Origin of the sequence: Pseudalkalibacillus sp. SCS-8, assembly GCF_040126055.1 — a bacterium.
Classification (GTDB): Bacteria; Bacillota; Bacilli; order Bacillales; family Fictibacillaceae; genus Pseudalkalibacillus; species Pseudalkalibacillus nanhaiensis.
In genome coordinates, this window is sequence record NZ_CP143541.1 from 2525116 (window position 1) to 2550675 (window position 25560).

The window sequence follows — 25560 nt, forward strand, 5'->3', positions numbered from 1 at the left end:
CTGAGAGCCTGACACGTTCATGTATAAGAAGGCAGGTACAATACATGTCAAAACAAACTTTTATACAAGGTACCATGATTCTCATCATAGCAGGTTTGATTACAAAAATATTAGGCTTCATCAATCGGATTGTCATCGCCAGGATCATGGGTCCGGAAGGTGTCGGTCTATACATGATGGCAGTACCGACGCTACTATTGACAATCACATTAACACGCCTCGGCCTTCCTGTCGCCATCTCAAAAATGGTCGCTGAAGCCGAAGCGCAACGAAACCCTAAGAAAATCAAGCAAATCCTTGTTGTTTCACTCACTGTGACGGGGATACTCAGTATCATTTTCACCACAGCCATGATTGCACTTGCACCTATTTTATCACAGAACCTTTTGACTGACGACAGAACTTATTATCCTTTAGTCGCCATCGCTCCAGTTGTTCCGATTGTGGCACTCTCATCCGTCATCCGTGGGTATTTCCAAGGCCGTCAAAACATGAAACCATCTGCTTATTCCCAGGTGATCGAGCAGGTTGTGCGGATAACACTTGTTGCTGTATTGACGGGTGCCTTATTGCCATATGGAATCGAATTTGCAGCAGCCGGTGCAATGATTTCCGTCGTAATTGGAGAATTCGCATCTCTCATCTATATGTTTTCCATGTTTAAAATGCAAAAGCGGATTCGCATACGTAAAGGGTTCTTAAATTATGTGACCAAAGGAAAGGAAACGTTCAATCAATTGATGCGGATTTCGATTCCGACAACAGCCAGTCAGTTGGTCGGTTCCGTTTCGTATTTCTTCGAACCGATTGTGGTCGCAAACAGTCTGGCCATCGCAGGCATATCAACCGTCATTGCAACGCAGCAATATGGAGCTCTAGCAGGCTATGTCATCCCTTTCCTGACACTTCCGATGTTCATTACATACTCCCTCTCTGTTTCGTTAGTCCCAGCCATCAGTGAAGCCGCTGCCCAGAAAAAGCATCATGTCGTTGAATACCGCTTGAATCAAGCTCTTCGCATTGCGATGCTATCAGGCGGAATTTCCGTCGTCATTACGTATGTGCTGGCTGCGCCTCTGATGGATTTGATGTATGGCACACCGGAAGTTGCGGTCTATGTGAAATTGATGGCCCCATTCTTCTTCTTCCTTTATTTCCAGGGCCCGCTCCAAGCTGTTCTCCAAGCTTTGGACCTTGCAAAGGCAGCGATGATCAACAGCATCATCGGTGCGGTCGTGAAGATTATTGCGATCTTTCTGCTCGCGACCAGACCGGATCTAGGTATCATGGGTGTTGCATTAGCAATCGTCATCAATATTGTTCTCGTCACGCTCCTTCACTTTTCGACCGTCGTCAAAGCAATCAGCTATACGATTTTTGTACGTGATTATATAAAAGGTGTACTTGCTATCGCGCTGACAGGGCTCGCTGTGTCGTGGTTTACGGGGATTGTACACAACAGCTTGTTAGTGAATACTCTTCTTGCGATCGGCTTTACCATTCTCGTTTATCTTGTATTGATTATCATCTTGAATTTGGTGAAAAAAGAAGATGTCCAATACATTCCAATCATCAAGAAGTTTGTAAAATAACAGACATCATAAAAAAGCTGACCCTTTTTAATTTGTAAAGGGTCAGCTTTTTCGTTGACTCTGTTAGTGCATGTAGAAAACAGAAGCGTAAGGCGGCGACTCCAGCGGGAAAAGCAACAGCTGAAGACCCCGCAGAGCGAGGAACGAGCTAGAGGAGGCTGAAGTGTTGCCCGCGGAAAGCGTCCGCCTGGAGCTGTTTAAATAATCAACTATAAAAGCTAACAAAGCCTTATCTTTTATAAAAACTCTTCTTGAGGAGCAAGCTCAGGTTTCAACATGTAATACGTCGGATAGGCTCTTGTATACCAGAATTGGATAACAGGTCCTAAGCCTATTACAAGCACACCTGTCCCTATACCGACTGGTCCACCGATCATCATTGCGATCGATGCCACAGTGACGGCTACGAGCGTCTGTCCAACCCGTAAGCTCAACTTAAATCGTGCGCTTACTGCTAGGAACAGCTGATCGACTGGTGCACGCGGGAACTGCGGCAGGATATAGATGGCGACACCAAGGCCAATCGCGAGCATTCCTCCAACCAATACCATTGCTTTTACAGCTAATGGCGCTGCCGTCAGATTAACAGATGCAAAGACGATTTCAAGCCAGAAGTCGAGTATGAAGCTTTCTAATATGACTGGAATCAAAGCTTTATACTCGGGGGCCTGTCGCATCAAGCGTGCGTTCAGGAAAATGATCAAGAACTGAAACACGCCATACCAAAAGCCGACCGTCATACCAAACAAATCAGATATACCAATGAAAAACGATGTCCAGAACCCTGCTCCAAGCGAAGCGTGAATAACTAATGCTACGCCAAAGAAATTAATTAACATACCTAGAAGGTAAACCGTAATTCGATAAAACATTACGATCCCCTCCCTTCCTCTAATATCAGTAAAACTTGATGGTAAAATCATTTATTCTCAAATTTTCTCCCCCGATTTTATTAGCGATTGTTTTCACCGTCAATCATTTTTTATCATGCATTTTTTGGAAGTCCTTAACGCCTTATTTAACAAGGTTCCATTACCATCGCTGTCGGATCAACAAACAAAAAAACAACCAGGTAATATTCCTGGTTGTCAGGTTATTCGTCTTTCGAATCGATGAAGAAGATCCCATCCGATTCCAATGAGCAGAAAGAGATTTTTTTCAAGTCCCGATATCCGATTTTCTTTAATTCTTGCCGCAGCCACAACTCGGTTTTTCCGATTCGCTTTAAATGTTCGTCTTGTATACGTCCATCTAAAACCAAAGGGAGAGGATACAACGCATGATCCTCTTCCTCTTGCTCATCCTGTTCATCTTCATCTGGTTTCTTAATCACCGACAGCCTCCCAGTCGGCTCAAGGATGGCAAATTCAACATCTGAGACTTTACTGATCCCGTTTTCTCTAAGTTGGATCAAGAGATCGGCGAAGTTGTACCTTTGCTTTTTCATTTCACTTTCATCGATTTTCCCGCGATCGATAATGACCGATGGCTTTCCATCGATAATTTCCCTCAGCCGCTCGCTTTTTAAGGAAACGTACGCGAAAACAATCTGTGCAATCAAAAGGATTCCGATTCCTAATAAAGAGTGGATCATCGGTTTTTCAGGGCTTTCAATGGAGATGACAGCCAACTCTGCAATCATGATGGACACGACAAAGTCCACAATCGATAATTGACCGATCTCACGCTTACCCATAAATCGGTACACGATTATGATAATCAGGTATATAAAAAATGTCCGAAACATGATGATTCCCAATTCCATGGATGCCTTCTCCCTTCTACAGATAGTTTCACCGAGATAGGAGAAGATATGAAAAGTCTAAAATGGTAATATTTATTGATAGGCGAGCAAATACCGGAGGATGATATAGAAAGTTGCAATGATTAACGATATGATAACAACTGGAAATCCGATCAACATGAACTGGACGAAGCTGAAATTGTTTTTTGACTTTGAAGCGAGGCCCGCAACGATGACATTTGCAGATGCACCGATCAAGGTCGCATTCCCTCCAAGACAAGAACCTAATGCCAACGCCCACCATAAAGGGTCAAGGTTTTGAATGCCGTATTCTTTGAATTCCATGATGACCGGTATCATGGCCGCGACAAAAGGAATATTGTCAACGAAGCCTGATAACAAACCTGCACCCCAGAGAATGACAATCGTCGTCTTCGGCACGTCCCCTTCTGTTACCGATAAGATTGCCCTTGCCATTTCATCAATGATTCCGACCTCAATCAATCCGCCGACTAGAATGAATAGCCCGATAAAGAAAAACAACGTCACCCATTCAATCGATCGAAAAACTTCTTCGATTTCCTGTTCTTTTGTCGAAATCAATAAAAGTAGCAGGGCGCCGCTCATAGCAACCGTCGTCAGATCCAAATGAAGGATCGGATGAAGAAGGAAGCCCATGATGGTCATCAACAGTACAGTCAAAGATTTATATAGCAATGGTCCATTTTTCAAAAAGCTCTTCGCATCAAGCTCCATCAATTCTTCCCTTTTCTCCTCTGAAATATGGAGTGACCTTCGATAGAAGAGTCCCATACCACCGATGACGACCAGGTAAATAATTAAAACAACCGGTCCAAGATGAAAAAGAAAGTCATTAAAATCAAGGTGATCCACTGCTTGACCAATCATAATATTAGGAGGGTCACCAATCAACGTGGCTGTTCCACCAATATTCGCAAATAGTATCGCACATATGAGAAACGGTACACTCGTCACATTCAAGAGGTTCGTCAGTGTAATGATGATTGGGACGAGAAGTAAGACTGTCGTTACGTTGTCAAGGAAAGCTGATCCAATCGCTGTAATCGTGGACATGACGATGAGCAGTGGAATCGGTTTTCCTTGGACAAGCTGTGCAAGCTTTATTGCCACATATTCGAATACACCATTTTGACTCGTGATCGAAACAAGGATCATCATTGAAAACAACAAAGCGATCGTGTTCCAATCTACATGTTCGAAAAAGGCTTGTTCCACGTCAAGTATGCCCAATATAAGCATGATCACACCACCGCAACATGCGACGAGTGACCTGTTGATCTTTTCAAGCATGATCCCTATGTAACTAATCAAAAAGATGATTAAGGCTAAGATTACGCTCACATTTCCCATCCTCTACTTGTCCGTATTAATACATGGTATGTACGAGGTCAGGTAAACATGTTCGACTTCTATTTTTACAACAGATGGAATAAGTTGTACTAATGAGTATACATGCCTAAAAAAGGGGTGGGAATATATGTCGAGACGTATGGTGACGTCAATGGGTTTCGGGTTGGTTGTCGTACTTACAATCATCATGGTAAGCAGTTTTTTACTTTCCCTTGTCCTTCGGTTTTCCAATTTGACTGAACAATCGTTGACATGGGTGATTTTAGGACTTTCGGCTATTGCGTTATTCATCGGGGGAATCGTTTCTGGTAAGAAAGGAAAAGAGAAAGGATGGCTGCTCGGTGCTGGGACAGGGTTGATGTTTTCACTCGTCGTGTTCCTTGTCCAATATCTCGGCTATCAAATCAAATTCGATGCCGAACAATACATGTATCATGCAGGTTATTTATTGTTATCTGCATTAGGTGGTGTCATGGGCGTCAATTTATCCTCACACCGGAATTGACGGGACAGCATGCACTTATGTTTACCGTTCATCCATGAAAAAAAGAGGCTGAGAATCAGCCTCTTTCTTCTTATTGATCGACAGTCTCACGAACCGCAGCGCGATCATATGTAAGTTTCGATCCATCACCTGCTCGAAGAACAACGGTGTTGTTATCTTCATCAATCGCTTCAATCGTTCCGTGGAATCCACCGATCGTGATAACGCGATTTCCTTTTTCAAGACTAGCCTGCATTTGAGCCGTCTTCTTTTGACGCTTCTGTTGAGGTCTAATCAAGATAAAGTAGAAGATTACAAACATTAGAATAATCGGTAATAATCCTGTTAATCCTTCCATGTTTCATTCACCCCTTTCATGGCATCGTTTATGTTAAAAGTTTTTTGCATTTGGCTTATTAAAACCATATTGCTCAAAAAACTCTTCTCGGAAATCAAGCAATCGATCTTCTCGAATCGCCTGTCTTACCCGCTCCATCAATTTTAACAGAAAATAAAGGTTATGGTAAGTCGTCAGTCTGAAGCCGAATGTTTCATTGCTTTTGACCAGATGACGTATATAAGCTCGGGAATAATTACGACACGTGTAGCAATCGCAATTTTCATCCAGAGGTCTGAAATCCTTCGTAAATTTCGCATTTCGTACGACGAGTCTTCCCTCACTCGTCATACAAGTCCCGTTCCTCGCAATTCTTGTCGGCAGTACGCAGTCAAACATATCGATGCCTCGGATTGCACCATCAATCAACGAGTCAGGTGAGCCGACGCCCATCAAGTAACGAGGTTTGTTCTCAGGGAGCCATGGTGTTGTGAATTCGAGCACACGGTTCATGACATCCTTCGGTTCACCGACCGACAGACCTCCTACCGCGTAGCCAGGAAAATCAAGCGAGACAAGATCCTGAGCACTCTGTTTACGTAGCTCTTCATATTCTCCACCTTGGACGATCCCGAATAACCCTTGATCCTCTGGTCGTGCATGGGCTTTCAAGCACCGTTCTGCCCAACGGCTTGTCCGCTCAACAGATTGCCTCATATACGAATACTCCGCTGGATAAGGAGGACATTCATCAAATGCCATCATGATGTCGGAACCGAGGGCATTTTGAATTTCCATCGCTCCTTCAGGAGTGAGGAACAATTTTTCACCACTTAAATGATTGCGGAAGTGGACGCCTTCTTCTGTAATTTTCCTAAGGTCGCTTAAGCTGAATACCTGAAAGCCTCCTGAATCAGTCAAAATCGCGCCATCCCAATTCATGAACTTATGGAGGCCACCAGCTTCCTTCACGATTTCATGGCCGGGACGGAGCCACAGGTGATACGTATTGCTTAAGATAATCCCAGCACCCATCTGCTCCAATTCTTCAGGACTCATCGTCTTGACGGTAGCAAGCGTACCGACAGGCATGAAAACAGGTGTTTCGAACGTTCCATGCGGCGTATGGACCTTCCCGAGGCGAGCTCCAGACTGTTTACACGTTTTGATATGTTCATATCGAATTGCACTCATAGATGTTTGGTACTCCCTTCAAGGATGAGCATCGAATCTCCAAAACTGAAGAATCGATATTCTTGGTCGACAGCTTCTTCATACGCTTTCATGATCAGGTCTTTTCCTGCAAACGCACTGACCAGCATGATTAACGTTGACTGCGGTAGGTGGAAATTCGTAATCAAGCCGTCAATCCCTTTGAATGTATAACCTGGATAGATGAAAATATCTGTCCAGCCTGATTGCTCTGTAAATTCAGTGGCACCATTCTGCATGACTGTCTCCAATGTCCTTGAAGAAGTCGTACCGACAGCGATGATCCGACCACCGTCTTTTCTGACCTGATTCAAAAGATTAGCTGTCCCTTTAGAAATCTGGTAGTATTCGCCGTGCATCTCATGCTCCTCAACCACATCTGCGGTAACTGGACGGAATGTACCTAAACCAACATGGAGCGTAATGTAAGCGATATGGACACCATATTCTTGAATCTCATTCAGCAAGTCCTCTGTAAAATGCAGCCCTGCAGTCGGTGCTGCTACTGATCCTGTGTGCTTGGAGAAGACCGTCTGGTATCGTTCTTTATCCTGTAATTGTTCCCGGATATAAGGAGGAAGTGGCATTTCACCAAGCTCATCAAGAATCTTGAAGAAATCTTCTCCCTCATAGGAAAAGGTCAACTCCCTTTCCCCTTGGTCTCCTGCAACAACACATGTTGCGCTCAACAAGCCGTTACCAAACGTAATCGTCGTTCCCTCTTTTATTCGTTTTGCAGGTTTGACAAGGGTTTTCCAACGATCTTGACCCTCTTCCTTCAAAAGAAGCACTTCGATCTTCGCACCTGTATCTTCTTTCATTCCATATAAACGAGCTGGAAGTACACGTGTGTCGTTCAACACAAGACAGTCTCCCGGTTTCAAAAACTCTTTTATATCATTGAACGCGCGGTGTTCAATTTTTTGAGTATCTGGATCGACGACCATCAATCTTGACTTCGTTCGATCCTTCAACGGTGTTTGCGCAATTAAATGTTCTGGTAAGTTAAAATTGAATTCATCCACTCTCATAATGCTATTCACCTTTGTTCAGTCTTCTATTTTTCAAGTTCTTGATTCACTCATCTTAAAATTATTTCATTCGGCCAAATAGATAAAAAAGCAACGATAGGACAATACTTACGACGATTGAGGTTACAATCGGAAAATAGAAGGTTGTATTCCCCTTCTTGAAAACGATATCTCCTGGTAGTTTACCGATAAAGCTTCCGATCAACCCGAATAACAGAAACACAATTCCAAGAATTATGAAAATCTTACTCATCGTTTACTCGGTACCTCCAAATTGAAATGCTTGTATGCAAGATCGGTGGCCATACGACCACGAGGTGTCCTTTGAATGAATCCGATCTGCAGCAGGTAGGGTTCATAAACATCTTCAATCGTCTGAGGCTCTTCACCTATCGTGGCAGCGATTGTATTCAGCCCTACAGGACCACCCTTGTAACTTTCAATGATCCCTCTTAACAATTTATAGTCAATATTGTCTAATCCTAAACGGTCCACTTGCAGCCTTTCCAATGCTTGGACAGCGAGGTCCTTCGTAATGATCCCGTCGCCCTGTACCTGGGCAAAATCACGCACCCTTTTCAGAAGACGATTTACGATTCTAGGTGTGCCCCTTGCTCTGCGCCCCAATTCTTCTGCAGCGTCCGGCTGGACCATTATATCAAAAAAATCACCGGTCCGGATGACGATTTCCGTCAAATCCTCTAATTCATAATAATCGAGCCTGCTATGGACGCCAAATCGATCACGTAAGGGCGCCGACAATAATCCAGCACGTGTCGTTGCACCGACGAGCGTGAAAGGTGGCAGATCCAGTCTGACAGACCGTGCAGTCTCCCCTTTCCCAATGACAATGTCCAAACAAAAATCCTCCATTGCTGGATAGAGGACCTCCTCTACGGACCGGTGAAGGCGATGGATTTCATCGATGAAAAGGACATCTCCCGGCTCCAATGCCGTCAGAATTGCCGCCAGGTCTCCAGGCCTTTCAATTGCTGGACCGCTTGTTGTTCGGATGTTCACACCCATTTCGTTTGCGATGATGCAAGAAAGGGTCGTCTTTCCTAACCCAGGGGGCCCGTATAATAGAACGTGATCCAATGGCTCACTTCTCATTTTCGCTGCTTCGATGAACACTTGAAGATTTTCTTTTACCTTCCGTTGACCTATGTATTGTTGTAGATATTGGGGACGTAGACTGAATTCCAAGTTCTCGTCTTCATTATTCATTTCTCCAGAAATAATTCGATCTTCCATCATTCATCCACCTCGATCAATTCAATAATAATTGTAATGCTTTTTTGATGTATTGATCGGTTGACAATGTTTCTTCATTTTTCAGTTGGGGCATAACCTTTTTGATTTCCTTTTGACCGTAACCCAATGCCCCCAATGCTTCAATCGCATCATCCAGACCGGAATCAGAGACCTCAACTTCGGTCGGCTCAAACTCAAGCTGTACGTCCGTCCAATTCGTCAGTTTCCCTTTCAAATCAAGAATCATCTGTCGAGCTGTCTTCTTTCCGACACCAGGGAATCGGGTCAGGAATTTCTCATCTTCATTTTCAATCGCCTGAACGACTTGTTCTGGTTTCCCTGAAGCTAGAATGGCCAAGGCACCTTTCGGACCAATGCCTGACACTTGAATCAACTTGATGAAAAGATCACGCTCATCCAGATTCTCAAAGCCATAAAGAGCAAGAATATCCTCCCTGACATGCTGGTAAGTATGTATCGTCGTTTGTTTACCGAGTTCTTGCTGATATATGAATGGATTCGGACAATGAATCTTATAGCCGATATGACCGCATTCAAGAACGACATGATCGGTATGTATATATTTCACAGTCCCCATAATATAATCAATCACGATTCATTTCTCCCCTTAAAGTTGTTCGTCACATATCAAAAATGCGAACATCTCTTCCTATCTCATCATTGTAGCATAACCTTTTCATAAAAGTCGAAAGAATCTCCAAAGCTTAAGCATGGCAAAAATAAAAAACGTGACCCACATTAAGTCAGGTCACGCAGCATGATCAATTCATTTCATAAGGTCTGTATTTATCCAGTATTTCCGTATAATTCTGCTTGGTCAGAACACGTATACCGTTTTCCAGTTCTTCCATCAGACTACTTTCAAGCTTCTTGACATCAATCTGGTAAAACGATTGGATGACTTGGTCCTCATGGGGTCTTCCATTAAATATTGTGAGTATCCCATCCTCCGTCAATCCAAAGTATCCGTTCACTTTAGATATAGGGGAGATATCATCAATTTCTTGTTCAAACATGACTTTGTTGAATGATTGATTGACTAATTGCCAATCAGCGTAGTTCGCCCAGAAATCCTCCATGGACCAAATGGTTTCATAAACGACATCTTTGCTGTACTCACCATCAAGGTAATTCTTTTGTAAATAGACTTCAACGGTTATCGGACCACTGACGGTATGTGCTTCCTGTTCAGCATGATTCATCGTTTTCGATTTGGAAGGCAGGCTTGCTTTCACTTCATCCTCATAGGTATGGAATAGAAACACGTATACTGCCCCTAACACGGTCACTAGTAAAGGAAAAATCCATGATGTCTTCTTCGGGAAGGATTTCACCTTGCGATCACCTCACGTAGTCGTTAAACGATAAATTACATTCGGTACTAGTTTTACCGTATTAAGGAAAAATATCCATCTTTCAATCAGGAAAGATAGTCTTCATACTCTTCTTCATTAATATCCAGGTTATGATAAACCTCCTGAACATCATCAAGGTCTTCAAGTGCATCGATCAGTTTGAAAACCTTTCTTGATTCTTCTGAATCAAGCTTCGTCAATGTTTGAGGAACCATCGTGATTTCTGAAGAGGAAATGTCGTACCCTTTTTGGATAAGCTCTTCTTTAACCTGCTTAAACTGATCCGGCTCTGTATAAACTTCAAAGCTTTCCTCATTTGTTTCCATTTCTTCAGCACCGCTGTCAATGACTTCTAACATAAAGTCATCCTCGCTCAATTCCAAGCCTGCTCGATTGATGACGAGCAACCCTTTCCGGTCAAACATAAATGAAACACACCCGGTTTCTCCCATGTTCCCATCATGCTTCGAAAAAGCATGGCGAACTTCAGCCGCTGTTCTGTTTTTGTTATCTGTCAAGATTTCGACCATTACAGCTACTCCGCCTGCTCCGTAACCTTCATAAACGATTTCCTCATAATTGACTCCTTCAAGAGTTCCAGTCGCTTTCTTGATTGCGCGTTCTATATTTTCATTTGGCATGTTTGCTGCCTTAGCTTTATCCATTACAAGACGCAAAGCGGGATTGGTTTCTGGGTCGCCTCCACCTTCTTTGGCTGCAACATATAGATCCTTGGCTAGCTTCATGAAGATTTTTCCGCGTTTCGCATCTTGTGCGTTCTTTCTTCTTTGTATGTTTTTCCATTTGGAATGTCCTGCCATAATTAATTTCTCCCCTTTTGTAAAAAGAGTGCTTTTTCATCTCAATATAGCACATTTTAAATGCTGGATAAAACGAAGGAAGACTTGAATGAACACTTTTTGTTTCGCTCTGTTATTGAAAATATTGAACAGCTCCAGGCGGACGCTTTCCGCGGGCAACGTTGGAGTCGCCGCCTTACGCTTCTATTAATATACAACAATAAAACGTGACGATGTCTTTTGCTTAAAAGCTTTACAAATGAAAAACGGCTCAGTTCTAACCTGAGCCGTCGGTCTTTCTATTTAGCGATTGTTCTGAAACGGACGTTGAAGGGCATCCCCTAGGTCGTCCATGATTGCCTCTATGTCGGAACGGGCTTCTTCAAATCCATTTCCGTCTCTTAAATCGTTATCCACGTCACGAATACGCGTGAACATATCTTCGTCTGTTGTAACTCGTACATTCTTGTCTGTCATCTTTTGGACAGCATTCTTTACTTCTGACCGAACGTTACGATCATTACGGTCATTCGTATCAACACCAATAAGGACAGTATCTCCTGATACAACAACACGTGCATCGTCTACGTCATCCATTTTGTTTACTTTCTTGGAGATTCGTCGAGCGAGGTCACTACCATTGTAATCGTCCGCATAATTGATTTCATTCATATCCAAGTCATTACGGTCACGATCACGGTCAGCTATTCTTGTCATCGGGCCATTATTTTGGCCATCATTCGTGTAATAGCCGATTGGACGAGTGTCATTGTCATAACGAGTATCCAACGCCTCATTATCATCACCATTACAAGCTGTCAAAGCACCCGTCAGCAACAATACTGATGTTAGAGCCATAAACTTTTTCATTAGAAAAACCTCCTTTCACCTTTTATGATGGCAATTGGAGGTTTAAATTAAACTTGTAAAGAATGGGAATTGTTTCCTATTCGGATTTCGATTCTTTCTTCTTTGGTTTTCTTGGCTGCATTTCAATGTCAATGTCCCAATATGGATCTCTTCCACCTGTTTGACCCATGAATGGAAACTGTTGACCTTGCCCCATACCACCAAACATTTGACCAAGTCCACCGTTTTGTCCTTGACCCATCATACCTGGCATCTGGCCATTTTGTCCTTGACCCATCATACCTGGCATCTGGCCATTTTGTCCTTGACCCATCATACCTGGCATTTGTCCGTTTTGCCCTTGACCCATCATGCCTGGCATTTGTCCGTTTTGCCCTTGACCCATCATGCCTGGCATCTGACCGTTTTGGCCTTGACCCATCATGCCTGGCATCTGACCATATTGGCCTTGATCCATCATGCCTGGCATCTGGCCATATTGGCCTTGATCCATCATCCATGGCATTTGACCATTACCACCATATTGACCTTGGTTCATCATACCTGGCATTTGACCGTTTTGGCCTTGACCCATCATGCCTGGCATTTGACCGTTCTGTCCCTGCCCCATCATACCTGGCATCTGGCCATATTGCCCTTGGTTCATCATACCGTGCATTTGATCCTGATCCTTCCATGGATTCTGTGCACTCTGATTTTGGTCCATATAAGGCATCTGGCCATATCCATTTTGTTGATAGCCTTGGCCGCCCATCCCGGACATACCGTTCCCGCTACCATATTGCTGATAATCCATATGCTGTGATTCCATCATCTGTTCATAATCCATTTGATTCCCCATCATTTGCCCATACATCATTTCACCATATGAATCCATTTCTTGCATATCATAACCATGGTGATACATATGCTCCATCCCATATCCTGGAGTCGAGTACATAGAACCATGGTGCATGGCATCATAATGACCCATATGCTCACCGTAATAGCCATCCATCATATATGGATCGCCATATCCATCCATCATCGGTTCACAGCATGGATCCATCATTCCATATGGACCTGGCATGTAGGGTTCACAACATGGATCGGGCATGCAATAATCCATCGGCGGACATTTCTCTACAGGCTTTGGTTTAGGTATTGGCTTTGGCTTAGGCATTTCATATGTTGTTGTCGTTTCTTCCTTGGAAAGACCGAGGGTAATATGAAATTCCTCTTCCGTCATCGGAGCCTTCGGTGGTTTCTTAATAGGCTCTTCTTTTTTGATCGGCTTTTCTTTCTTGATTGGCATTTCTTTTTTGATCGGCATCTCTTTCTTGATCGGCATTTCCTTTTTAATCGGCATCTCTTTCTTGATCGGCATTTCTTTTTTTATTGGCATCTCTTTTTTGATCGGCTTTTCTTTGCCCCCCATATTTAAAGGCATCACAGATGGGTTCTTCTGATGATGGGGGTTTGATTTAACCTTCGCCGTTCCGGTAGGCACCTTGACCTTCGCTCCTGGATAGATGGTATCCGGATTTTTGATTTGGGGATTTGCATCAATTACTGTTTGTAAATCTACACCGTACATTTTTGAAATTTTCCAAAGGGTATCCCCTTTTTTCACAATGTGAATTTTCAAAACGATCTCCTCCCTGCCTAATTCATTACACAGTATATGAGAATTTGGGCATCTTGCTACTCGACATCGAATTGTTCACCATAGACAATATATGACCGGATGAATCCGCATATTCGATATTGAAGGGATATCGTTTTAAGGAATGAACTTATGGTATCCTATTAGAGATAAATAAGTAGCTTTAGGGAGGAAAATGTCTCTTATGAAAGATAAAAAAACAAAGGTTTTAGGAGAAGAGAGACGTAGCTTGATCCTTGACTGGTTGAAAGAAAGCCGAACACCTTTGACAGGCAGTCAATTAGCAAAAGATACGAATGTAAGCCGTCAGGTCATCGTCCAGGACATTTCATTATTGAAAGCGAGAAATGAACCCATCATGGCGACTGCTCAAGGTTATATGTATATCCACCCTGCTCCGGCAAAACAAAAATTCACACGAATTATCGCATGCCAGCACACACCTGAACAAACAGAGGACGAGCTTTTAACGATCGTGGACTATGGTGTCATGGTGAAAGATGTAAGTATTGAACATCCTGTGTATGGTGATATGACAGGATCAATCATGATAAAAAACCGTTTTGATGTGGAAAAATTCCTTCATAAAGTAAAAGAAACAGGGGCTTCCTACTTGTTGGAATTGACTGGCGGTGTCCATATGCATACGTTGGAAGCTGACTCTGAAGCGCAGCTTGATCATGCATGTCAGGCACTACAAGAAAAGGGATACCTGCTCCCGATCAACTGAATGTGCCACTTGATCGATACGTTCCCATCATGCTCCAGAACCGATGATGCTCACTTTCTTCACATGCTCTAGCCTCTCGAGGGATTTCAAGATGCCATTGATGTCTTCCTTCGCTGAGGCTGTCTCAATAGACAACGTCACATTTGCCTTTCCTTGGAGCGGTATGGTCTGGTGAATCGTGAGGATGTTACAACCCAACCCTGCCAAAACAGCAAGTAAAGATGATAATGAACCGGAACGGTCCTCCAGGTGGATCGAAATGGAGACAATCTTTTCTTTCACCATCGTCTCAAAAGGAAAGATGCCATCGCGATATTTATAGAATGCGCTTCTGCTCATATCGACGGAATGGACTGCCTGATTCACCGTTTTCGCCTTCCCCGACTCCAACAATTCCTTCGCCTCCAGGGTTTTTGTCATCGCTTCTGAAAGCAGGTCTTCTTTTACGAGATAAAATCGTTCACCTTGTCGATCCATCCTTCACCCTCCTTATCGTGGAATTATTTTCTAAAGTATATCGGATTATGTATAGGTAAGCAATGAATTAAGAATAGACTGTCATAAGTGACAGTCTATTCAATGAATTCAAATTCATATTCAAGTATACGGACGGCGTCTCCATCTTCTGCACCGCGTTCTCTCAATGCTTGGTCGATTCCCATCCTTCTCATCTGCTGAGAAAAACGTCTCACGGATTCATCGCGTGAGAAGTCCGTCATTTTGAAGAGGCGTTCGATTTTAGCACCACGAATGACGAAGGTTCCATCACTTTCTCTTGAAATCTCAAAAGGCTGTTCTTCCGTTTGATGCTTATAAAGGACACGTTCCTCTTCTTCCTTCTCCGGTTCTGTGAGCGGAAATTCAGGCGTTTTCTCCAACTGATTAGCAATTTCGAACAGTAGGTCTCTTACTCCTGATTTCGTTATAGCGGATATCGGGAAGATCGGGTAATCCCCCACCTGCTCCTTGAACACTTCAAGATTTTCCTCTGCACCCGGGATGTCCATCTTATTGGCTACAATGAGCTGAGGTCTTTCCGTCAACCGAAGGTTATATTGCTTCAACTCATCATTGATTTTCAAGAAGTCTTCATAAGGGTCGCGACCTTCCATTCCAGACATATCTACGACGTGCACGATAACTCTCGTCCGTTCAATATGTCGAAGGAACTGATGTCCAAGACCTACTCCCTCATGAGCTCCTTCAATCAGTCCAGGTAAGTCTGCCATGACAAAGCTACGGTTATCATCCGTCTCGACAACACCCAGATTCGGGCTTAGCGTCGTAAAATGGTACTCCGCAATTTTAGGCTTAGCAGCCGATACGACTGATAGCAAAGTGGATTTCCCCACACTTGGAAAACCGACTAAACCAACGTCAGCCAACAGTTTCAATTCAAGTGTAATTTCTCTCTCTTCTCCAGGTTCTCCATTCTCGGATAACTCCGGAGCAGGGTTGGCAGGTGTTGCAAAACGCGTATTTCCTCGGCCTCCGCGTCCCCCTCTTGCAATGACGGCCTGTTGACCGTGGTCGACTAAATCGGCGATGACCTCTCCAGTCTGTGAATCCGTTACCACTGTTCCAGGAGGAACCTTGACGACTAAATCCTCAGCATTACGGCCATGCATGTTTTTCGACATTCCATTTTCACCACGAGGTGCCTTGAAATGACGGTTATAGCGGAAATCCATCAACGTTCTAAGACCTTCCTCGACTTCAAAAATGACGTTTCCGCCTTTTCCACCGTCACCACCTGCAGGACCGCCATTTGGTACATATTTTTCACGGCGGAAGGCAACCATACCATTCCCGCCATCACCAGATTTTACAAATACATTAACCTGATCCACAAACATTTTTGTTTCACCTCGATTTCTTCATCCTAGTTCCAGGATGTACAATACTTCATTTTCCTGACAGTAGCTTTCGATGATTGTAAGTGAATTATGTACATCAGCTTGTAAGTCCTTCTGTGCATTCTCGAATTCGGCAAGATTTAATTTACCTGCGAAATCAAAGCTGATTCGGGCTTTCTCTTCTAACAATTGAATGGTAATCATCAAGTGAGGTTCAGCCTCACATTCAATTACCTTTCCAAGCTGAGTTAGAAATGCAGATGTCCAATTGTAAAGAGGGTTATCGTATTCGGATAAGTCCCTTTCCTTACCGATCACTTCATAATCCAACCGAAAAGCATTTTGCTGCCAGTTGTAAGTCAATAATAATTCTGCCATTCTAGGCATGTGAAGATTCGATACTTTTGCTTCGTTCTTCGCTTCATGTACGACTTGTTCAATGATTTCCTGAGCACGATCCGTACGATCCAGTGCCAGGTTACCTTTAATCAATTGAAGATGATTCAGCCAATCATGGCGAGCATGACGTAATAAATCAACTGTATCCCATTTACCCATCGTAACAGCACTCCCAAACTCATAATTGACAAATCCCCCTTGTTAATGGAAAGGGGTTGAAAACGTTATGATCAACGGCATGGCTTTGCTTTTGCAGCTCGAATAAGTCGTGGCAATTGCTCAGCTCCAAAGTCGTTAAGAAGAAAAAAACTCTAACCAGTCCGGTTAGAGTTTTGAGTGTTACGCTTCTTTGGCTACTGGATAAACACTTACTTGCTTACGGTTACGGCCTAGACGTTCGAAACGAACAACGCCGTCCACCTTAGCGAATAGAGTGTCATCTCCTCCGCGGCCTACGTTTTTACCAGGATAGATTTTCGTTCCGCGTTGACGGAATAGGATAGATCCACCTGTTACAGTTTGTCCATCTGCTCTCTTAGCTCCAAGACGCTTGGAGATAGAGTCACGACCGTTCTTCGTACTACCAACACCCTTTTTGGATGCGAAGTACTGCAGGTTTAGTTTAAGCATGGGATGCACCTCCTACAACCTTTATTTTAATATATTGTCCATAATCACGTTCAATTGACCTCAGTGATACCAGCATGCCTTCTAATAAAAGCTGTATTTTCTCAGATGTTTCTTCACTTACAGCGGAAGGCGTTTTAAAGAGTAGATAACCGCCATCTTCACGAGTTTCCACCTCAGGTTCAACCTGGCAGATTTCCTCGATAGCATTGACGGACCCGAAGGAAACAGCTGTGACAGCTGCACATACAAGATCATGTCCATAAGGGCCTGATTCCGCATGTCCCGTAATGCTGAAAGACACGATTTTCTGCTGGTCACGATGTATATTGACTTTTAACATTATGCGTTAATCTTGTCAATAACGACCTTTGTGTACGGTTGACGATGTCCTTGCTTACGACGATAGTTCTTCTTAGGCTTGAACTTGTAAACAACGACTTTCTTACCGCGGCCTTGCTTTTCGACTTTAGCTGTTACAGTCGCGCCGTCTACCATAGGGCTTCCGACTTTAACGTCGTCTCCACCTACCATCAATACACGGTCGAATGTTACTGTTTCACCAGCTTCAGCGTTCAACTTTTCGATGTAAAGTTCTTGTCCTTCTTCAACGCGGAATTGCTTTCCACCTGTTTCGATAATTGCGTACATATTTGCACCTCCTATTATACTCAGACTCGCCATTGCAGGTGCCCTTGAATGAATATTGCCGTCGTATTTCTTCGTTACGTCGTTACTCCGGTCCTCACGTAGGCATACCTACGCTCCGGTCCTCGTAAACTTCCGTGCCTCGAACTACTCGGCTCTATTCCTTCAATCTTATCGTGCGGCTTGAAAACCTGCTCTGTGCGGTTGGAGCTAGGTGCTCCAAAAACCAACGAAAAAATCATACCATAACGAGCTTGTTATTGTCAATGCAGTTCCTTATTTATTCGAGCTTCAATCTTCTCCAAAGAACCTTGCTGTCGTACCCTGAAGCCATAGGGATCAGATACCTTGTTTTTCGTAAAGAAAAGCTTTGATGGTACACCGCTTGAGAGACGGTTTTCCCTGTCACAATCTGAGTCATTCACATAATCGTATAGGCGAGGGGACAACTCAATCCATATCGCTTCCTCTTCAATATGACGAAATTCAAATAAAGTCCGTTCTAAAGCATAGAACATCGTCTCCACATTATACGAAGGCTGGCTGCTATCATTTTCAGTCATAAGAGCCACTAAACTATCTCTCACTTTTTGACGCGTCACTTCCATTAAACCAAGAGCCGTGTAACCATAAATTTTTGTATGGACAGGATCCCTCTGAAGGTGTTCATGGAGACGTTTTTGAACCTTCTGTTTATGCTCTTCTTCTTTCATCCTGATAAAGTCAATCACAATCATTCCACTGATGTTCCGTAATCGTAATTGTCGGGCAGCCTCCTCTGCAGCTAGCAAATTCGTCTCTAAAATTGCACTCTCCCGATCCTGTTTTCCTGTGAATTTCCCTGTATTGACATCAATGACAGTCAGAGCTTCAGTCGTATCCACCTGAATCTGGCCGCCGTTCGCTAACCATTGCATTGGACGGAGAGCTTTTTGGATGACCTGCTCAATATCATAATACGAAAAAACATTCTCTGTTCCTTTATATAGCTTTGTTTCAAAGCGGTCTTGATACTTGTTACGGAATGTCCTGAAAACATCCACATCGTCAAAAATCAATTCGGCCGTACCATTCGAATGGTGGTTCAAAGCGGTGTCCACGATCGTACTTCCTTCGTAGAGTAACGAAACCTTCCGTCCCCCACGTGATTCAATCGCATTCCACTCCTGCCTAAGAACGTCAACTTCCTCTTTAAGTTGATCCATATCACATTGACTACTAGATGTCCGCATGATTAAGCCTTCTGGATTGTGGATGATGGATTCACCAATCCTCTTAACTTCTTCTTTCTCGCGTTCTGATAGCTTCTTTGATACGGCAACATGGCCACCAAACGGCAAATAAACAAGGTTTTCTCCTGGAATCGTAATATTTTCTACCAGGAGAGGTCCCTTGTTTTTAGAAGCTTCGCGTCGGACTTGGACGATGATCCATTGTCCTTCATGGACAAGCTCATTGATGGCCCCTTGGTCTTCCTTGTATCGTTTAAGGTCGGTCGCATGGATGAAACCATTTTGTGCGAATCCGATATCAATAAATGCTGCATCAATACCAGGCAGTACCTTGGTGATGCGCCCCATATAAATATTTCCGGCTTTCGGATAGGCATCCGGTCGTTCTACAAGGATTTCCACCACTTTGCCATCTTGTAAAATCGCTGCTCTTTTTTCAGACGTTGATAAATTAAAAACGATTTGATTCAATTCTTTGCCTCAATTCTAGTCGATCAACTACTCTTTTTATCCATTTTAACGAAAAAGGTCCTGGATTGCACATGTCCTGGCACTCTGTTTGAAATACGCAGTCAACACTTCTTTCTCCTTACAAATGAATGGACGTGATGACCTGATATGGATTTCATGTTCATACCCTTTATAAAGTCGAGATAGTACTTCAGCCACTGTCATGTTCGGATCAACTGAGAGAACTTTCATCTTTTTTGACTTCCCAACTTCATGCATTCTTTCCAACAAAAAACGCACATAATCATAGGGTTGATGTTTCCACTCCACATAGTGTGCGTACAAAAGAAATAACAAGATGATGAGCGAATTCAAATGGAAGGAATATAGGATCATCGAAAACGACAGGAATAAGCCTAATAAACAGATGGATAAGACAAGCATCCTGCTTTTCGCCTTCTTATAGGGGTACCAAAGCGTAAGGACTAGAAATAGAAGCTTTCCACCATCCAAAGGCCATATCGGCAAAAGATTGAAAATCAGGATCATCCAATTAATCGCAATGAAGCGTTCAAAAAAGAAGGGATCGCCTAACCCAAAGGTCAGACACACCATTCCAACCGCAATCATCCACAGATGTTGGAACGGGCCCGCGAGCGTCACAATCACTTCTTCGCGATACGGCCTGTTCCCATATTCATCCATCTCCGCCACGCCCCCAAAAGGGAGAAGCTCCACCTTTACGAGACGCCACTTGAAGGAGTGAGCCGCCAGTGCATGACCGAGTTCATGGATTAAAATCACGAGAAAAAGAATGAGAAAATCTCGGAAATAACCAGTCATGACCGCTATCAATGCGATCACCCAAAGAAGAGGATTGATTTTGATCAACGTAATGAGGTGCAACATCAGTCAGAGGATAGTACTTTCAAAGGATCGACGAAGCCACCGTTATCTTTGATCGCAAAATAGAATAATCCTGAATCCGTCTTCTCTTCCTTGGTTACTTTCCCTAAATTAACACCTGCATCAATGTAATTATAGAGCTTGATACCGTCCGCAATCTTATCGAGTTTCCCATACCAAGATTCACTGCCATCGAAATGTTGGACAACAACAGTTTTTCCGAGATTCTCCTTTTCACCGACAAAGATGATGAAGCCTTCTTTTATGGATGCCACATCTGAATTGCTCCCCGTTTCCAGGAGGACACCTTTCCCATTATCCTTGAACGATTGAAGAACTTTCGCATTCGCAGGTAAAGCATAATCCTTGATTTTGCTGATGTCCGTTTCTTCTCCTCCGCTTTCTTTCTCCTTTTTTCCAGGCAGGAGTGCAAGCGGCTTTCCGAATTTCTCTTCGTACCATCCAGCCACGGAAGCAAACTGAAACTCCTCTTCAAAGGCTTGATTAACATAGCCTTGTAGGTGTTCGAATTGTCCAGGATTTTTGAAGATAATCCCAACGACTAAAAATAGGCAAATTGAGGCCATGATTCGAAAAAGGAGACCCTCAGTCGAAAATAACGGGTGGCCATTCTCACTCCGTTCAGGGAAATTCCTATAGCTTGAAACCGCATCACCGGGCTGTTGTTTATGTGTTTTCATATGATTTTGATACTTACGTCGTATCTCATCCGCTCTACTCTTCATGGACTTCCACCCTCTGCACATGTTTTGTACATGTTTATGACTTGTCCTGAGGGTTTATGCTTGATTTGATGGAAGGCGATAAGCTGGTTTAACTGAGGATTGGCTTTGAGGTAACACATTTACTCAATATAAAAAGCTTGTAGCGAAATCCGACGGACCGCTACAAGCTTAAAATTTCTGAAACTCTATTTATCTCATCCCAAAGAACTGCTTCACTCTTTTGAACAGTCCCTTATCTTGCTCAAGAGACATCAACGGAACAGACTCTCCAAGAATCCTTCTCGCAATATTACGATAGGCTTGAGAGGCTTTCGTGTCTGGGTTCAACGCAATCGGTTCCCCTCGGTTCGAAGCACTGATCACATGCTCATCATCGACAACGATACCAAGCAATTCAATGGCAAGTACATTCACGATTTCATCAACATCTAAAGAATCCCCATTTTCCATCATATGGGCTTTTAGCCTGTTGACGATGAGTTTAGGTGATTCGATGTTCTCTTGCTCCAACAAACCGATAATACGATCCGCATCCCGGACAGAAGACGTTTCTGGATTCGTCACGACGATTGATTTATCAGCACCGGCAATCGCATTCTTGAACCCTTGCTCGATCCCTGCAGGACAATCGATGATTACGTAATCGTAATCTTGCTTGAGTTCGGTTACAATCCTTTTCATCTGTTCTGGTACTACGGCACTTTTGTCCTTCGTCTGAGCTGCAGGCAGAAGGTAAAGGCACTCGAATCGTTTATCTTTAATTAAGGCCTGATGGAGTTTACAGCGGTTATGTGCAACATCCACCAAGTCGTAGATGATACGGTTTTCAAGTCCCATGATGACATCCAAATTACGCAAACCGATATCGGTATCAATCAAACATACCTTCTTTCCAAGGAGTGCAAGTGATGTCCCAATATTAGCTGTTGTTGTGGTTTTTCCAACTCCGCCTTTTCCAGATGTAATTACGATAGCTTCACCCACAAAACATTCCCCTTTCCCTACAGTCGGTTTAAACCGGGTCTGATCTGGTGTAAGACATGCAGACGGTCGATTTTGACCGTATCCTCTGAATCATCCAAGTATGCACATACACCAGTATATTCTTGTTCATCTTCTTCATGTTGAAAAACATGTTCTGCAATCCGTACTAAGGACGGGATCATCTTAGAGGCTGCAACGACTGCTGAACCGCGTCCTTCACAACCAGCATGAGCGATGCCCTTCAGGCTGCCCATAATGAAAATGTTTCCTGTAGCGGCGACGAATCCACCAGGATTAACGTCTCCTACAAGTAAGAGATCCCCATTGACCTTTAGCGTCTGTCCAGAGCGGATCATCCGATTGACAGATGTTATTTCATTTTCCATTTTCATGTTTTCTGCTTCTTCTTTCGTAATCACATCGGATTCGATTACTTCGACAAGCAGGTTTTTCTTTTGATATATGATTTTTCTAAGCAGTTCTTCTTGATATGCTGTCAGGTACCTTTTGCCTACCCTCACATTCACTGGAATCTTTGGACCATCCGAGTTTTGATTTTCAGACGGATGAATCAATTTCGAATCCAGTTCAGAGAGTAGATGATCAAAGGAGCAATCATCATCCAGGTTTAAGATGAGCCCTTCTTTCGTCCCCTTTATTGTTACAAATTGATTATTAGTCTGTTTTTGTTTTTGCGCCATTACCCTGTTCACCTCAACAATCACAAATTCGACAATGTCAAATGGGATTCCTTTTTTCTACCCTATTTTTCTTGTAGGTCAATGGCGACATCGATCAACCATTTCCGAAGCGGGTAATAGACCAAGACGACAAATACGCTATTCAACAATAAGGTTGGCAAATAACGATCATATATGAACACTTCAACCATCATATTGGCGATTCCGATCAGGCTATAAAGACCATAGATCAGAAATTCAAATGCCGAAAGACCTATAAGCATGACGAACAATGTCACAAAAATGTTTCCATGGAAATAACGGGCAATGAAGGTCGTCACATATGCCGTCAAGCCCATCGAAAACATATATACACCGATCAAGTCACTGAAAATGAGATCATAAAGGAGTCCAAAAACGATTCCGTACGTGACTCCTCTCATTGGTGAAACATACATCCCTATGAAACAAACCATCACCACTACAAAACGCGGAATGATGACCATATCACTTTCCATATGTTGAGGAATGAAGAGCTGCATCAAAGTGCTTTCGCTGATGAATAACAAATATGTAAGAAGAGGAAGAAGAAAGCGTTTCATTACTTTCCTTCCTCCTCGGTTTGATCAGGGTCCGTCTCGACGTCTACTTCCTGCATCGTCCGTTTGACGACCATCACATGATCAATGTCATAAAGATCAGCTGCAGGCTGAATATACGCTGTTTGAGTCGGTTCCACTTTATCAGGCTCTACATCGACGATCTTCCCGATTTCCAGTCCTTTTGGAAAAACGCCTCCGTACCCTGAGGTCGTGACCGTTTGGCCCTTCTTCAATTCTTTATCAATACCAATCATCTTCATCAGCAGCACTTTCCTCTTCGGGTCATACCCTTGGATCAGACCATGGATCCGTTCGTCTTCGCCATGGATGACAGCAGATATCCGACTATTCGGATCATGGCTGCTTATCAATTCGATAGTCGAATGAAAAGCAGAAACCTTATCCACCTTTCCAATCAATCCCTTGGCCGAAATGACTGCCATGTTCGGTTCAATGCCGGCTTGCTTCCCTTTGTCGATTTGAACAGTCTGGTACCACAATTTCTCAGGCGAACGACCGATGACTGTCGCTTGCCAAACCGTGAAATCAGACAGACTTTCTTTCTTATCAAGTGTCTGCCGTAGCGTTTCATTATCTTTCTTCAAATCTTTCACTCGGCTTGCGAGCTTATCATACTCATTCAATTGCTTTTTCAAGATTTTATTCTGTTCATAGATTTGTTTCATTTCAACAACGTTCCCAAAGAAACCCGCTACAAAATGTGCGGGTTTATAGAAGATTGACTGGGACCAGCCAACTGTATCATGTAGGAATTGTTCAGGCCATGATATGTTTTCTCTTTCTTTCATTGAAAATCCAATCATCGCCACTAGAACAATCATACTGACTAATAGAATGATAAGACGTTTGTTAGAGAAAAACTGCGGCACGATTCACACCTCTTAGTACTTTGATTTAGAACGGCCGCTGCCAAAACCAGGTTTATTACTGATTTGCTGGTAGTTCTCAATGGCACGTCCAGTTCCGATCGCCACGCAGTCTAACGCATTCTCTGCAACGATGACTGGCATCTTCGTCTCTTCACTGATTATACGGTCAAGGTTACGTAGAAGTGCTCCGCCCCCTGTCAAAACAATGCCGCGGTCCATGATGTCAGCAGCAAGTTCTGGTGGAGTCTTTTCCAATGCAAGCTTGACAGCATCCATGATCGTATCGACTGTATCTTTCAATGCACCGGCAATCTCTTCACCTGTGATCGAAATGGTTTTCGGAAGTCCTGTGAGCAAGTCACGTCCACGGATATCCATCTCTTCCATGCCATCAGAAACATCTGCAGAACCGATGTCCAATTTGATCGCTTCAGCTGTACGTTCACCGATGATGACGTTGTATGTCTTTTTGATGTACTGGATGATCGCGTCATCCATTTCATCTCCTGCTACACGGATCGATTGTTTTTCAACAATTCCGCCAAGAGAGATGATCGCTACTTCAGTCGTACCTCCTCCGATGTCAACGACCATGCTACCTGTCGGCTCCCACACAGGAAGGTCTGCCCCGATTGCAGCAGCTAGAGGCTCTTCAATCGTTTCAACTTCACGTGCACCAGCTTGCTTGGTTGCTTCTTTTACAGCACGCTCTTCAACGTGTGTGATACCAGATGGTACGCATACCATGACGAATGGTTTACGTGAGAAGACGGATCGGTTCTTCTGTGCTTGCTGGATGTAATACTTCATCATCGTAGCTGTCGTATCATAATCTGCGATAACGCCATCTTTCATTGGGCGGCGAGCGACGATGTTACCAGGCGTACGTCCGATCATGTTCTTCGCAGCATTTCCGACCGCTTCAATGTCTCCGCTCTTTGTATTGATTGCAACAACGGAAGGTTCCCGAACGACAACACCCTTCCCTTTCACATAGACAAGTGTATTTGCAGTTCCTAAATCAATTCCCATATCTCTTGAAAATCCACCAAACATTTATGTAAATCTCCCTT

30 protein-coding genes and 1 other annotated feature are annotated in these 25560 nt (G+C 43.4%); of the genes, 3 read left to right on the top strand and 27 right to left on the bottom strand.

Translation table 11 applies throughout. The features are described from left to right. Window positions 1–44 precede the first annotated feature (44 nt). Window positions 45–1592, top strand: a complete 1548-nt coding sequence (gene spoVB, locus V1497_RS13170) for a stage V sporulation protein B (RefSeq protein WP_349407998.1) — start codon at window positions 45–47, stop codon at window positions 1590–1592. A 236-nt stretch (window positions 1593–1828) separates the two neighbouring features. Here spoVB and V1497_RS13175 read toward each other — a convergent pair whose 3' ends face one another. From V1497_RS13175 to V1497_RS13185, 3 genes are all read right to left on the bottom strand, one after another. After that, entirely contained in the window at window positions 1829–2464 is a 636-nt protein-coding gene (locus V1497_RS13175; RefSeq protein WP_349407999.1) for a hypothetical protein, read from the bottom strand. A 221-nt stretch (window positions 2465–2685) separates the two neighbouring features. Continuing rightward, complete coding sequence (locus V1497_RS13180; RefSeq protein ID WP_349408000.1) at window positions 2686–3357, bottom strand: DUF421 domain-containing protein; 672 nt, start codon at window positions 3355–3357, stop codon at window positions 2686–2688. A gap of 72 nt (window positions 3358–3429) precedes the next feature. Beyond that, the gene (locus V1497_RS13185; protein WP_349408001.1) at window positions 3430–4728 is read right to left on the bottom strand and encodes an ArsB/NhaD family transporter; all 1299 of its coding nucleotides are present in this window, start codon (window positions 4726–4728) and stop codon (window positions 3430–3432) included. 127 nt (window positions 4729–4855) lie between these two features. Here V1497_RS13185 and V1497_RS13190 point away from each other — a divergent pair, with 127 nt between their 5' ends. After that, window positions 4856–5233 carry a TIGR04086 family membrane protein gene (locus V1497_RS13190; RefSeq protein WP_349408002.1) on the top strand — a complete coding sequence of 126 codons (378 nt, stop codon included), beginning with the start codon at window positions 4856–4858 and terminating at the stop codon, window positions 5231–5233. 70 nt (window positions 5234–5303) lie between these two features. On the opposite strand, the gene yajC is transcribed toward V1497_RS13190, so the two are convergent. The 10 genes from yajC to safA all read right to left on the bottom strand — a co-directional run bounded on the left by yajC (window position 5304) and on the right by safA (window position 13719). Then, window positions 5304–5570, bottom strand: coding sequence for a preprotein translocase subunit YajC (gene yajC / locus V1497_RS13195; protein WP_349408003.1), 267 nt, complete (start codon window positions 5568–5570; stop codon window positions 5304–5306). A 33-nt stretch (window positions 5571–5603) separates the two neighbouring features. Further along, a complete protein-coding gene (tgt, locus tag V1497_RS13200) occupies window positions 5604–6743 on the bottom strand; it encodes a tRNA guanosine(34) transglycosylase Tgt (RefSeq protein ID WP_349408004.1) in 1140 nt (379 codons plus the stop codon). Next, entirely contained in the window at window positions 6740–7792 is a 1053-nt protein-coding gene (queA, locus tag V1497_RS13205) for a tRNA preQ1(34) S-adenosylmethionine ribosyltransferase-isomerase QueA (RefSeq protein WP_349408005.1), read from the bottom strand. Before queA ends, tgt begins: the two co-directional genes overlap by 4 nt. 61 nt (window positions 7793–7853) lie before the next feature. Next, complete coding sequence (locus V1497_RS13210; protein WP_349408006.1) at window positions 7854–8045, bottom strand: DUF2905 domain-containing protein; 192 nt, start codon at window positions 8043–8045, stop codon at window positions 7854–7856. Then, window positions 8042–9046, bottom strand: a complete 1005-nt coding sequence (gene ruvB / locus V1497_RS13215; protein WP_349410819.1) for a Holliday junction branch migration DNA helicase RuvB — start codon at window positions 9044–9046, stop codon at window positions 8042–8044. Before ruvB ends, V1497_RS13210 begins: the two co-directional genes overlap by 4 nt. Window positions 9047–9062: 16 nt before the next feature. Continuing rightward, window positions 9063–9659: a Holliday junction branch migration protein RuvA gene (ruvA, locus tag V1497_RS13220; RefSeq protein ID WP_349408007.1), complete on the bottom strand. Its 597-nt coding sequence runs from the start codon at window positions 9657–9659 to the stop codon at window positions 9063–9065. A 169-nt stretch (window positions 9660–9828) separates the two neighbouring features. Continuing rightward, window positions 9829–10401 (bottom strand): BofC C-terminal domain-containing protein, encoded by a 573-nt coding sequence (locus V1497_RS13225; protein WP_349408008.1) that lies wholly within the window; start codon window positions 10399–10401, stop codon window positions 9829–9831. Window positions 10402–10487: 86 nt separating this feature from the next. Further along, complete coding sequence (locus tag V1497_RS13230; protein WP_349408009.1) at window positions 10488–11243, bottom strand: YebC/PmpR family DNA-binding transcriptional regulator; 756 nt, start codon at window positions 11241–11243, stop codon at window positions 10488–10490. 282 nt (window positions 11244–11525) lie between these two features. Then, window positions 11526–12092: a YhcN/YlaJ family sporulation lipoprotein gene (locus V1497_RS13235; protein ID WP_349408010.1), complete on the bottom strand. Its 567-nt coding sequence runs from the start codon at window positions 12090–12092 to the stop codon at window positions 11526–11528. 76 nt (window positions 12093–12168) lie between these two features. Further along, complete coding sequence (gene safA, locus V1497_RS13240) at window positions 12169–13719, bottom strand: SafA/ExsA family spore coat assembly protein (protein WP_349408011.1); 1551 nt, start codon at window positions 13717–13719, stop codon at window positions 12169–12171. A 202-nt stretch (window positions 13720–13921) separates the two neighbouring features. Between safA and V1497_RS13245 the strand changes: the two genes are divergently transcribed. Continuing rightward, window positions 13922–14467 (top strand): transcription repressor NadR, encoded by a 546-nt coding sequence (locus V1497_RS13245; RefSeq protein WP_349408012.1) that lies wholly within the window; start codon window positions 13922–13924, stop codon window positions 14465–14467. Between the two features lie 27 nt (window positions 14468–14494). Here the strand turns inward: V1497_RS13245 and V1497_RS13250 are convergent, their stop codons facing one another. The 14 genes from V1497_RS13250 to V1497_RS13315 all read right to left on the bottom strand — a co-directional run bounded on the left by V1497_RS13250 (window position 14495) and on the right by V1497_RS13315 (window position 25543). Next, window positions 14495–14944: an ACT domain-containing protein gene (locus tag V1497_RS13250; RefSeq protein WP_349408013.1), complete on the bottom strand. Its 450-nt coding sequence runs from the start codon at window positions 14942–14944 to the stop codon at window positions 14495–14497. A gap of 95 nt (window positions 14945–15039) precedes the next feature. After that, window positions 15040–16323 (bottom strand): GTPase ObgE, encoded by a 1284-nt coding sequence (gene obgE / locus V1497_RS13255; protein ID WP_349408014.1) that lies wholly within the window; start codon window positions 16321–16323, stop codon window positions 15040–15042. A 21-nt stretch (window positions 16324–16344) separates the two neighbouring features. After that, window positions 16345–16881, bottom strand: coding sequence for a Spo0B C-terminal domain-containing protein (locus V1497_RS13260; protein WP_349408015.1), 537 nt, complete (start codon window positions 16879–16881; stop codon window positions 16345–16347). A gap of 180 nt (window positions 16882–17061) precedes the next feature. Then, window positions 17062–17352 carry a 50S ribosomal protein L27 gene (gene rpmA, locus V1497_RS13265; RefSeq protein ID WP_221566230.1) on the bottom strand — a complete coding sequence of 97 codons (291 nt, stop codon included), beginning with the start codon at window positions 17350–17352 and terminating at the stop codon, window positions 17062–17064. Then, on the bottom strand, window positions 17345–17692 hold the full coding sequence (locus V1497_RS13270; protein WP_349408016.1) for a ribosomal-processing cysteine protease Prp: 348 nt from the start codon (window positions 17690–17692) through the stop codon (window positions 17345–17347). Before V1497_RS13270 ends, rpmA begins: the two co-directional genes overlap by 8 nt. Then, window positions 17692–18000 carry a 50S ribosomal protein L21 gene (rplU, locus tag V1497_RS13275; RefSeq protein ID WP_349408017.1) on the bottom strand — a complete coding sequence of 103 codons (309 nt, stop codon included), beginning with the start codon at window positions 17998–18000 and terminating at the stop codon, window positions 17692–17694. The genes V1497_RS13270 and rplU overlap by 1 nt, the downstream gene beginning before the upstream one ends. 12 nt (window positions 18001–18012) lie before the next feature. Next, window positions 18013–18213 (bottom strand) — a sequence feature (ribosomal protein L21 leader region). Window positions 18214–18260: 47 nt separating this feature from the next. After that, window positions 18261–19700, bottom strand: a complete 1440-nt coding sequence (locus V1497_RS13280) for an Rne/Rng family ribonuclease (RefSeq protein WP_349408018.1) — start codon at window positions 19698–19700, stop codon at window positions 18261–18263. Between the two features lie 45 nt (window positions 19701–19745). Continuing rightward, complete coding sequence (locus V1497_RS13285; RefSeq protein ID WP_349408019.1) at window positions 19746–20534, bottom strand: M50 family metallopeptidase; 789 nt, start codon at window positions 20532–20534, stop codon at window positions 19746–19748. A gap of 53 nt (window positions 20535–20587) precedes the next feature. After that, window positions 20588–21331, bottom strand: coding sequence for a peptidoglycan DD-metalloendopeptidase family protein (locus V1497_RS13290; protein WP_349408020.1), 744 nt, complete (start codon window positions 21329–21331; stop codon window positions 20588–20590). 189 nt (window positions 21332–21520) lie between these two features. Next, the gene (minD, locus tag V1497_RS13295; protein WP_349408021.1) at window positions 21521–22315 is read right to left on the bottom strand and encodes a septum site-determining protein MinD; all 795 of its coding nucleotides are present in this window, start codon (window positions 22313–22315) and stop codon (window positions 21521–21523) included. A gap of 17 nt (window positions 22316–22332) precedes the next feature. Then, a complete protein-coding gene (minC, locus tag V1497_RS13300) occupies window positions 22333–23016 on the bottom strand; it encodes a septum site-determining protein MinC (protein WP_349408022.1) in 684 nt (227 codons plus the stop codon). 62 nt (window positions 23017–23078) lie between these two features. Further along, complete coding sequence (mreD, locus tag V1497_RS13305; protein ID WP_349408023.1) at window positions 23079–23597, bottom strand: rod shape-determining protein MreD; 519 nt, start codon at window positions 23595–23597, stop codon at window positions 23079–23081. After that, complete coding sequence (gene mreC, locus V1497_RS13310; RefSeq protein WP_349408024.1) at window positions 23597–24487, bottom strand: rod shape-determining protein MreC; 891 nt, start codon at window positions 24485–24487, stop codon at window positions 23597–23599. Before mreC ends, mreD begins: the two co-directional genes overlap by 1 nt. 12 nt (window positions 24488–24499) lie before the next feature. Further along, a complete protein-coding gene (locus V1497_RS13315) occupies window positions 24500–25543 on the bottom strand; it encodes a rod shape-determining protein (protein ID WP_349408025.1) in 1044 nt (347 codons plus the stop codon). Window positions 25544–25560: the final 17 nt, after the last annotated feature.

Bases quoted from the DNA above. Each gene is read 5' to 3' on its own strand.
- rplU (WP_349408017.1), bottom strand. From the start codon at position 18,000: ATGTACGCAATTATCGAAACAGGTGGAAAGCAATTCCGCGTTGAAGAA.
- V1497_RS13315 (WP_349408025.1), bottom strand. From the start codon at position 25,543: ATGTTTGGTGGATTTTCAAGAGATATGGGAATTGATTTAGGAACTGCA.
- mreD (WP_349408023.1), bottom strand. From the start codon at position 23,597: ATGAAACGCTTTCTTCTTCCTCTTCTTACATATTTGTTATTCATCAGC.
- V1497_RS13270 (WP_349408016.1), bottom strand. From the start codon at position 17,692: ATGTTAAAAGTCAATATACATCGTGACCAGCAGAAAATCGTGTCTTTC.
- V1497_RS13290 (WP_349408020.1), bottom strand. From the start codon at position 21,331: ATGAAGAGTAGAGCGGATGAGATACGACGTAAGTATCAAAATCATATG.
- queA (WP_349408005.1), bottom strand. From the start codon at position 7,792: ATGAGAGTGGATGAATTCAATTTTAACTTACCAGAACATTTAATTGCG.
- V1497_RS13210 (WP_349408006.1), bottom strand. From the start codon at position 8,045: ATGAGTAAGATTTTCATAATTCTTGGAATTGTGTTTCTGTTATTCGGG.
- tgt (WP_349408004.1), bottom strand. From the start codon at position 6,743: ATGAGTGCAATTCGATATGAACATATCAAAACGTGTAAACAGTCTGGA.
- V1497_RS13190 (WP_349408002.1), top strand. From the start codon at position 4,856: ATGTCGAGACGTATGGTGACGTCAATGGGTTTCGGGTTGGTTGTCGTA.
- V1497_RS13260 (WP_349408015.1), bottom strand. From the start codon at position 16,881: ATGGGTAAATGGGATACAGTTGATTTATTACGTCATGCTCGCCATGAT.
- yajC (WP_349408003.1), bottom strand. From the start codon at position 5,570: ATGGAAGGATTAACAGGATTATTACCGATTATTCTAATGTTTGTAATC.
- ruvB (WP_349410819.1), bottom strand. From the start codon at position 9,046: ATGGAAGATCGAATTATTTCTGGAGAAATGAATAATGAAGACGAGAAC.
- V1497_RS13185 (WP_349408001.1), bottom strand. From the start codon at position 4,728: ATGGGAAATGTGAGCGTAATCTTAGCCTTAATCATCTTTTTGATTAGT.
- V1497_RS13250 (WP_349408013.1), bottom strand. From the start codon at position 14,944: ATGGATCGACAAGGTGAACGATTTTATCTCGTAAAAGAAGACCTGCTT.
- obgE (WP_349408014.1), bottom strand. From the start codon at position 16,323: ATGTTTGTGGATCAGGTTAATGTATTTGTAAAATCTGGTGATGGCGGG.
- minC (WP_349408022.1), bottom strand. From the start codon at position 23,016: ATGGCGCAAAAACAAAAACAGACTAATAATCAATTTGTAACAATAAAG.
- rpmA (WP_221566230.1), bottom strand. From the start codon at position 17,352: ATGCTTAAACTAAACCTGCAGTACTTCGCATCCAAAAAGGGTGTTGGT.
- spoVB (WP_349407998.1), top strand. From the start codon at position 45: ATGTCAAAACAAACTTTTATACAAGGTACCATGATTCTCATCATAGCA.
- V1497_RS13235 (WP_349408010.1), bottom strand. From the start codon at position 12,092: ATGAAAAAGTTTATGGCTCTAACATCAGTATTGTTGCTGACGGGTGCT.
- V1497_RS13230 (WP_349408009.1), bottom strand. From the start codon at position 11,243: ATGGCAGGACATTCCAAATGGAAAAACATACAAAGAAGAAAGAACGCA.
- V1497_RS13245 (WP_349408012.1), top strand. From the start codon at position 13,922: ATGAAAGATAAAAAAACAAAGGTTTTAGGAGAAGAGAGACGTAGCTTG.
- V1497_RS13175 (WP_349407999.1), bottom strand. From the start codon at position 2,464: ATGTTTTATCGAATTACGGTTTACCTTCTAGGTATGTTAATTAATTTC.
- V1497_RS13180 (WP_349408000.1), bottom strand. From the start codon at position 3,357: ATGGAATTGGGAATCATCATGTTTCGGACATTTTTTATATACCTGATT.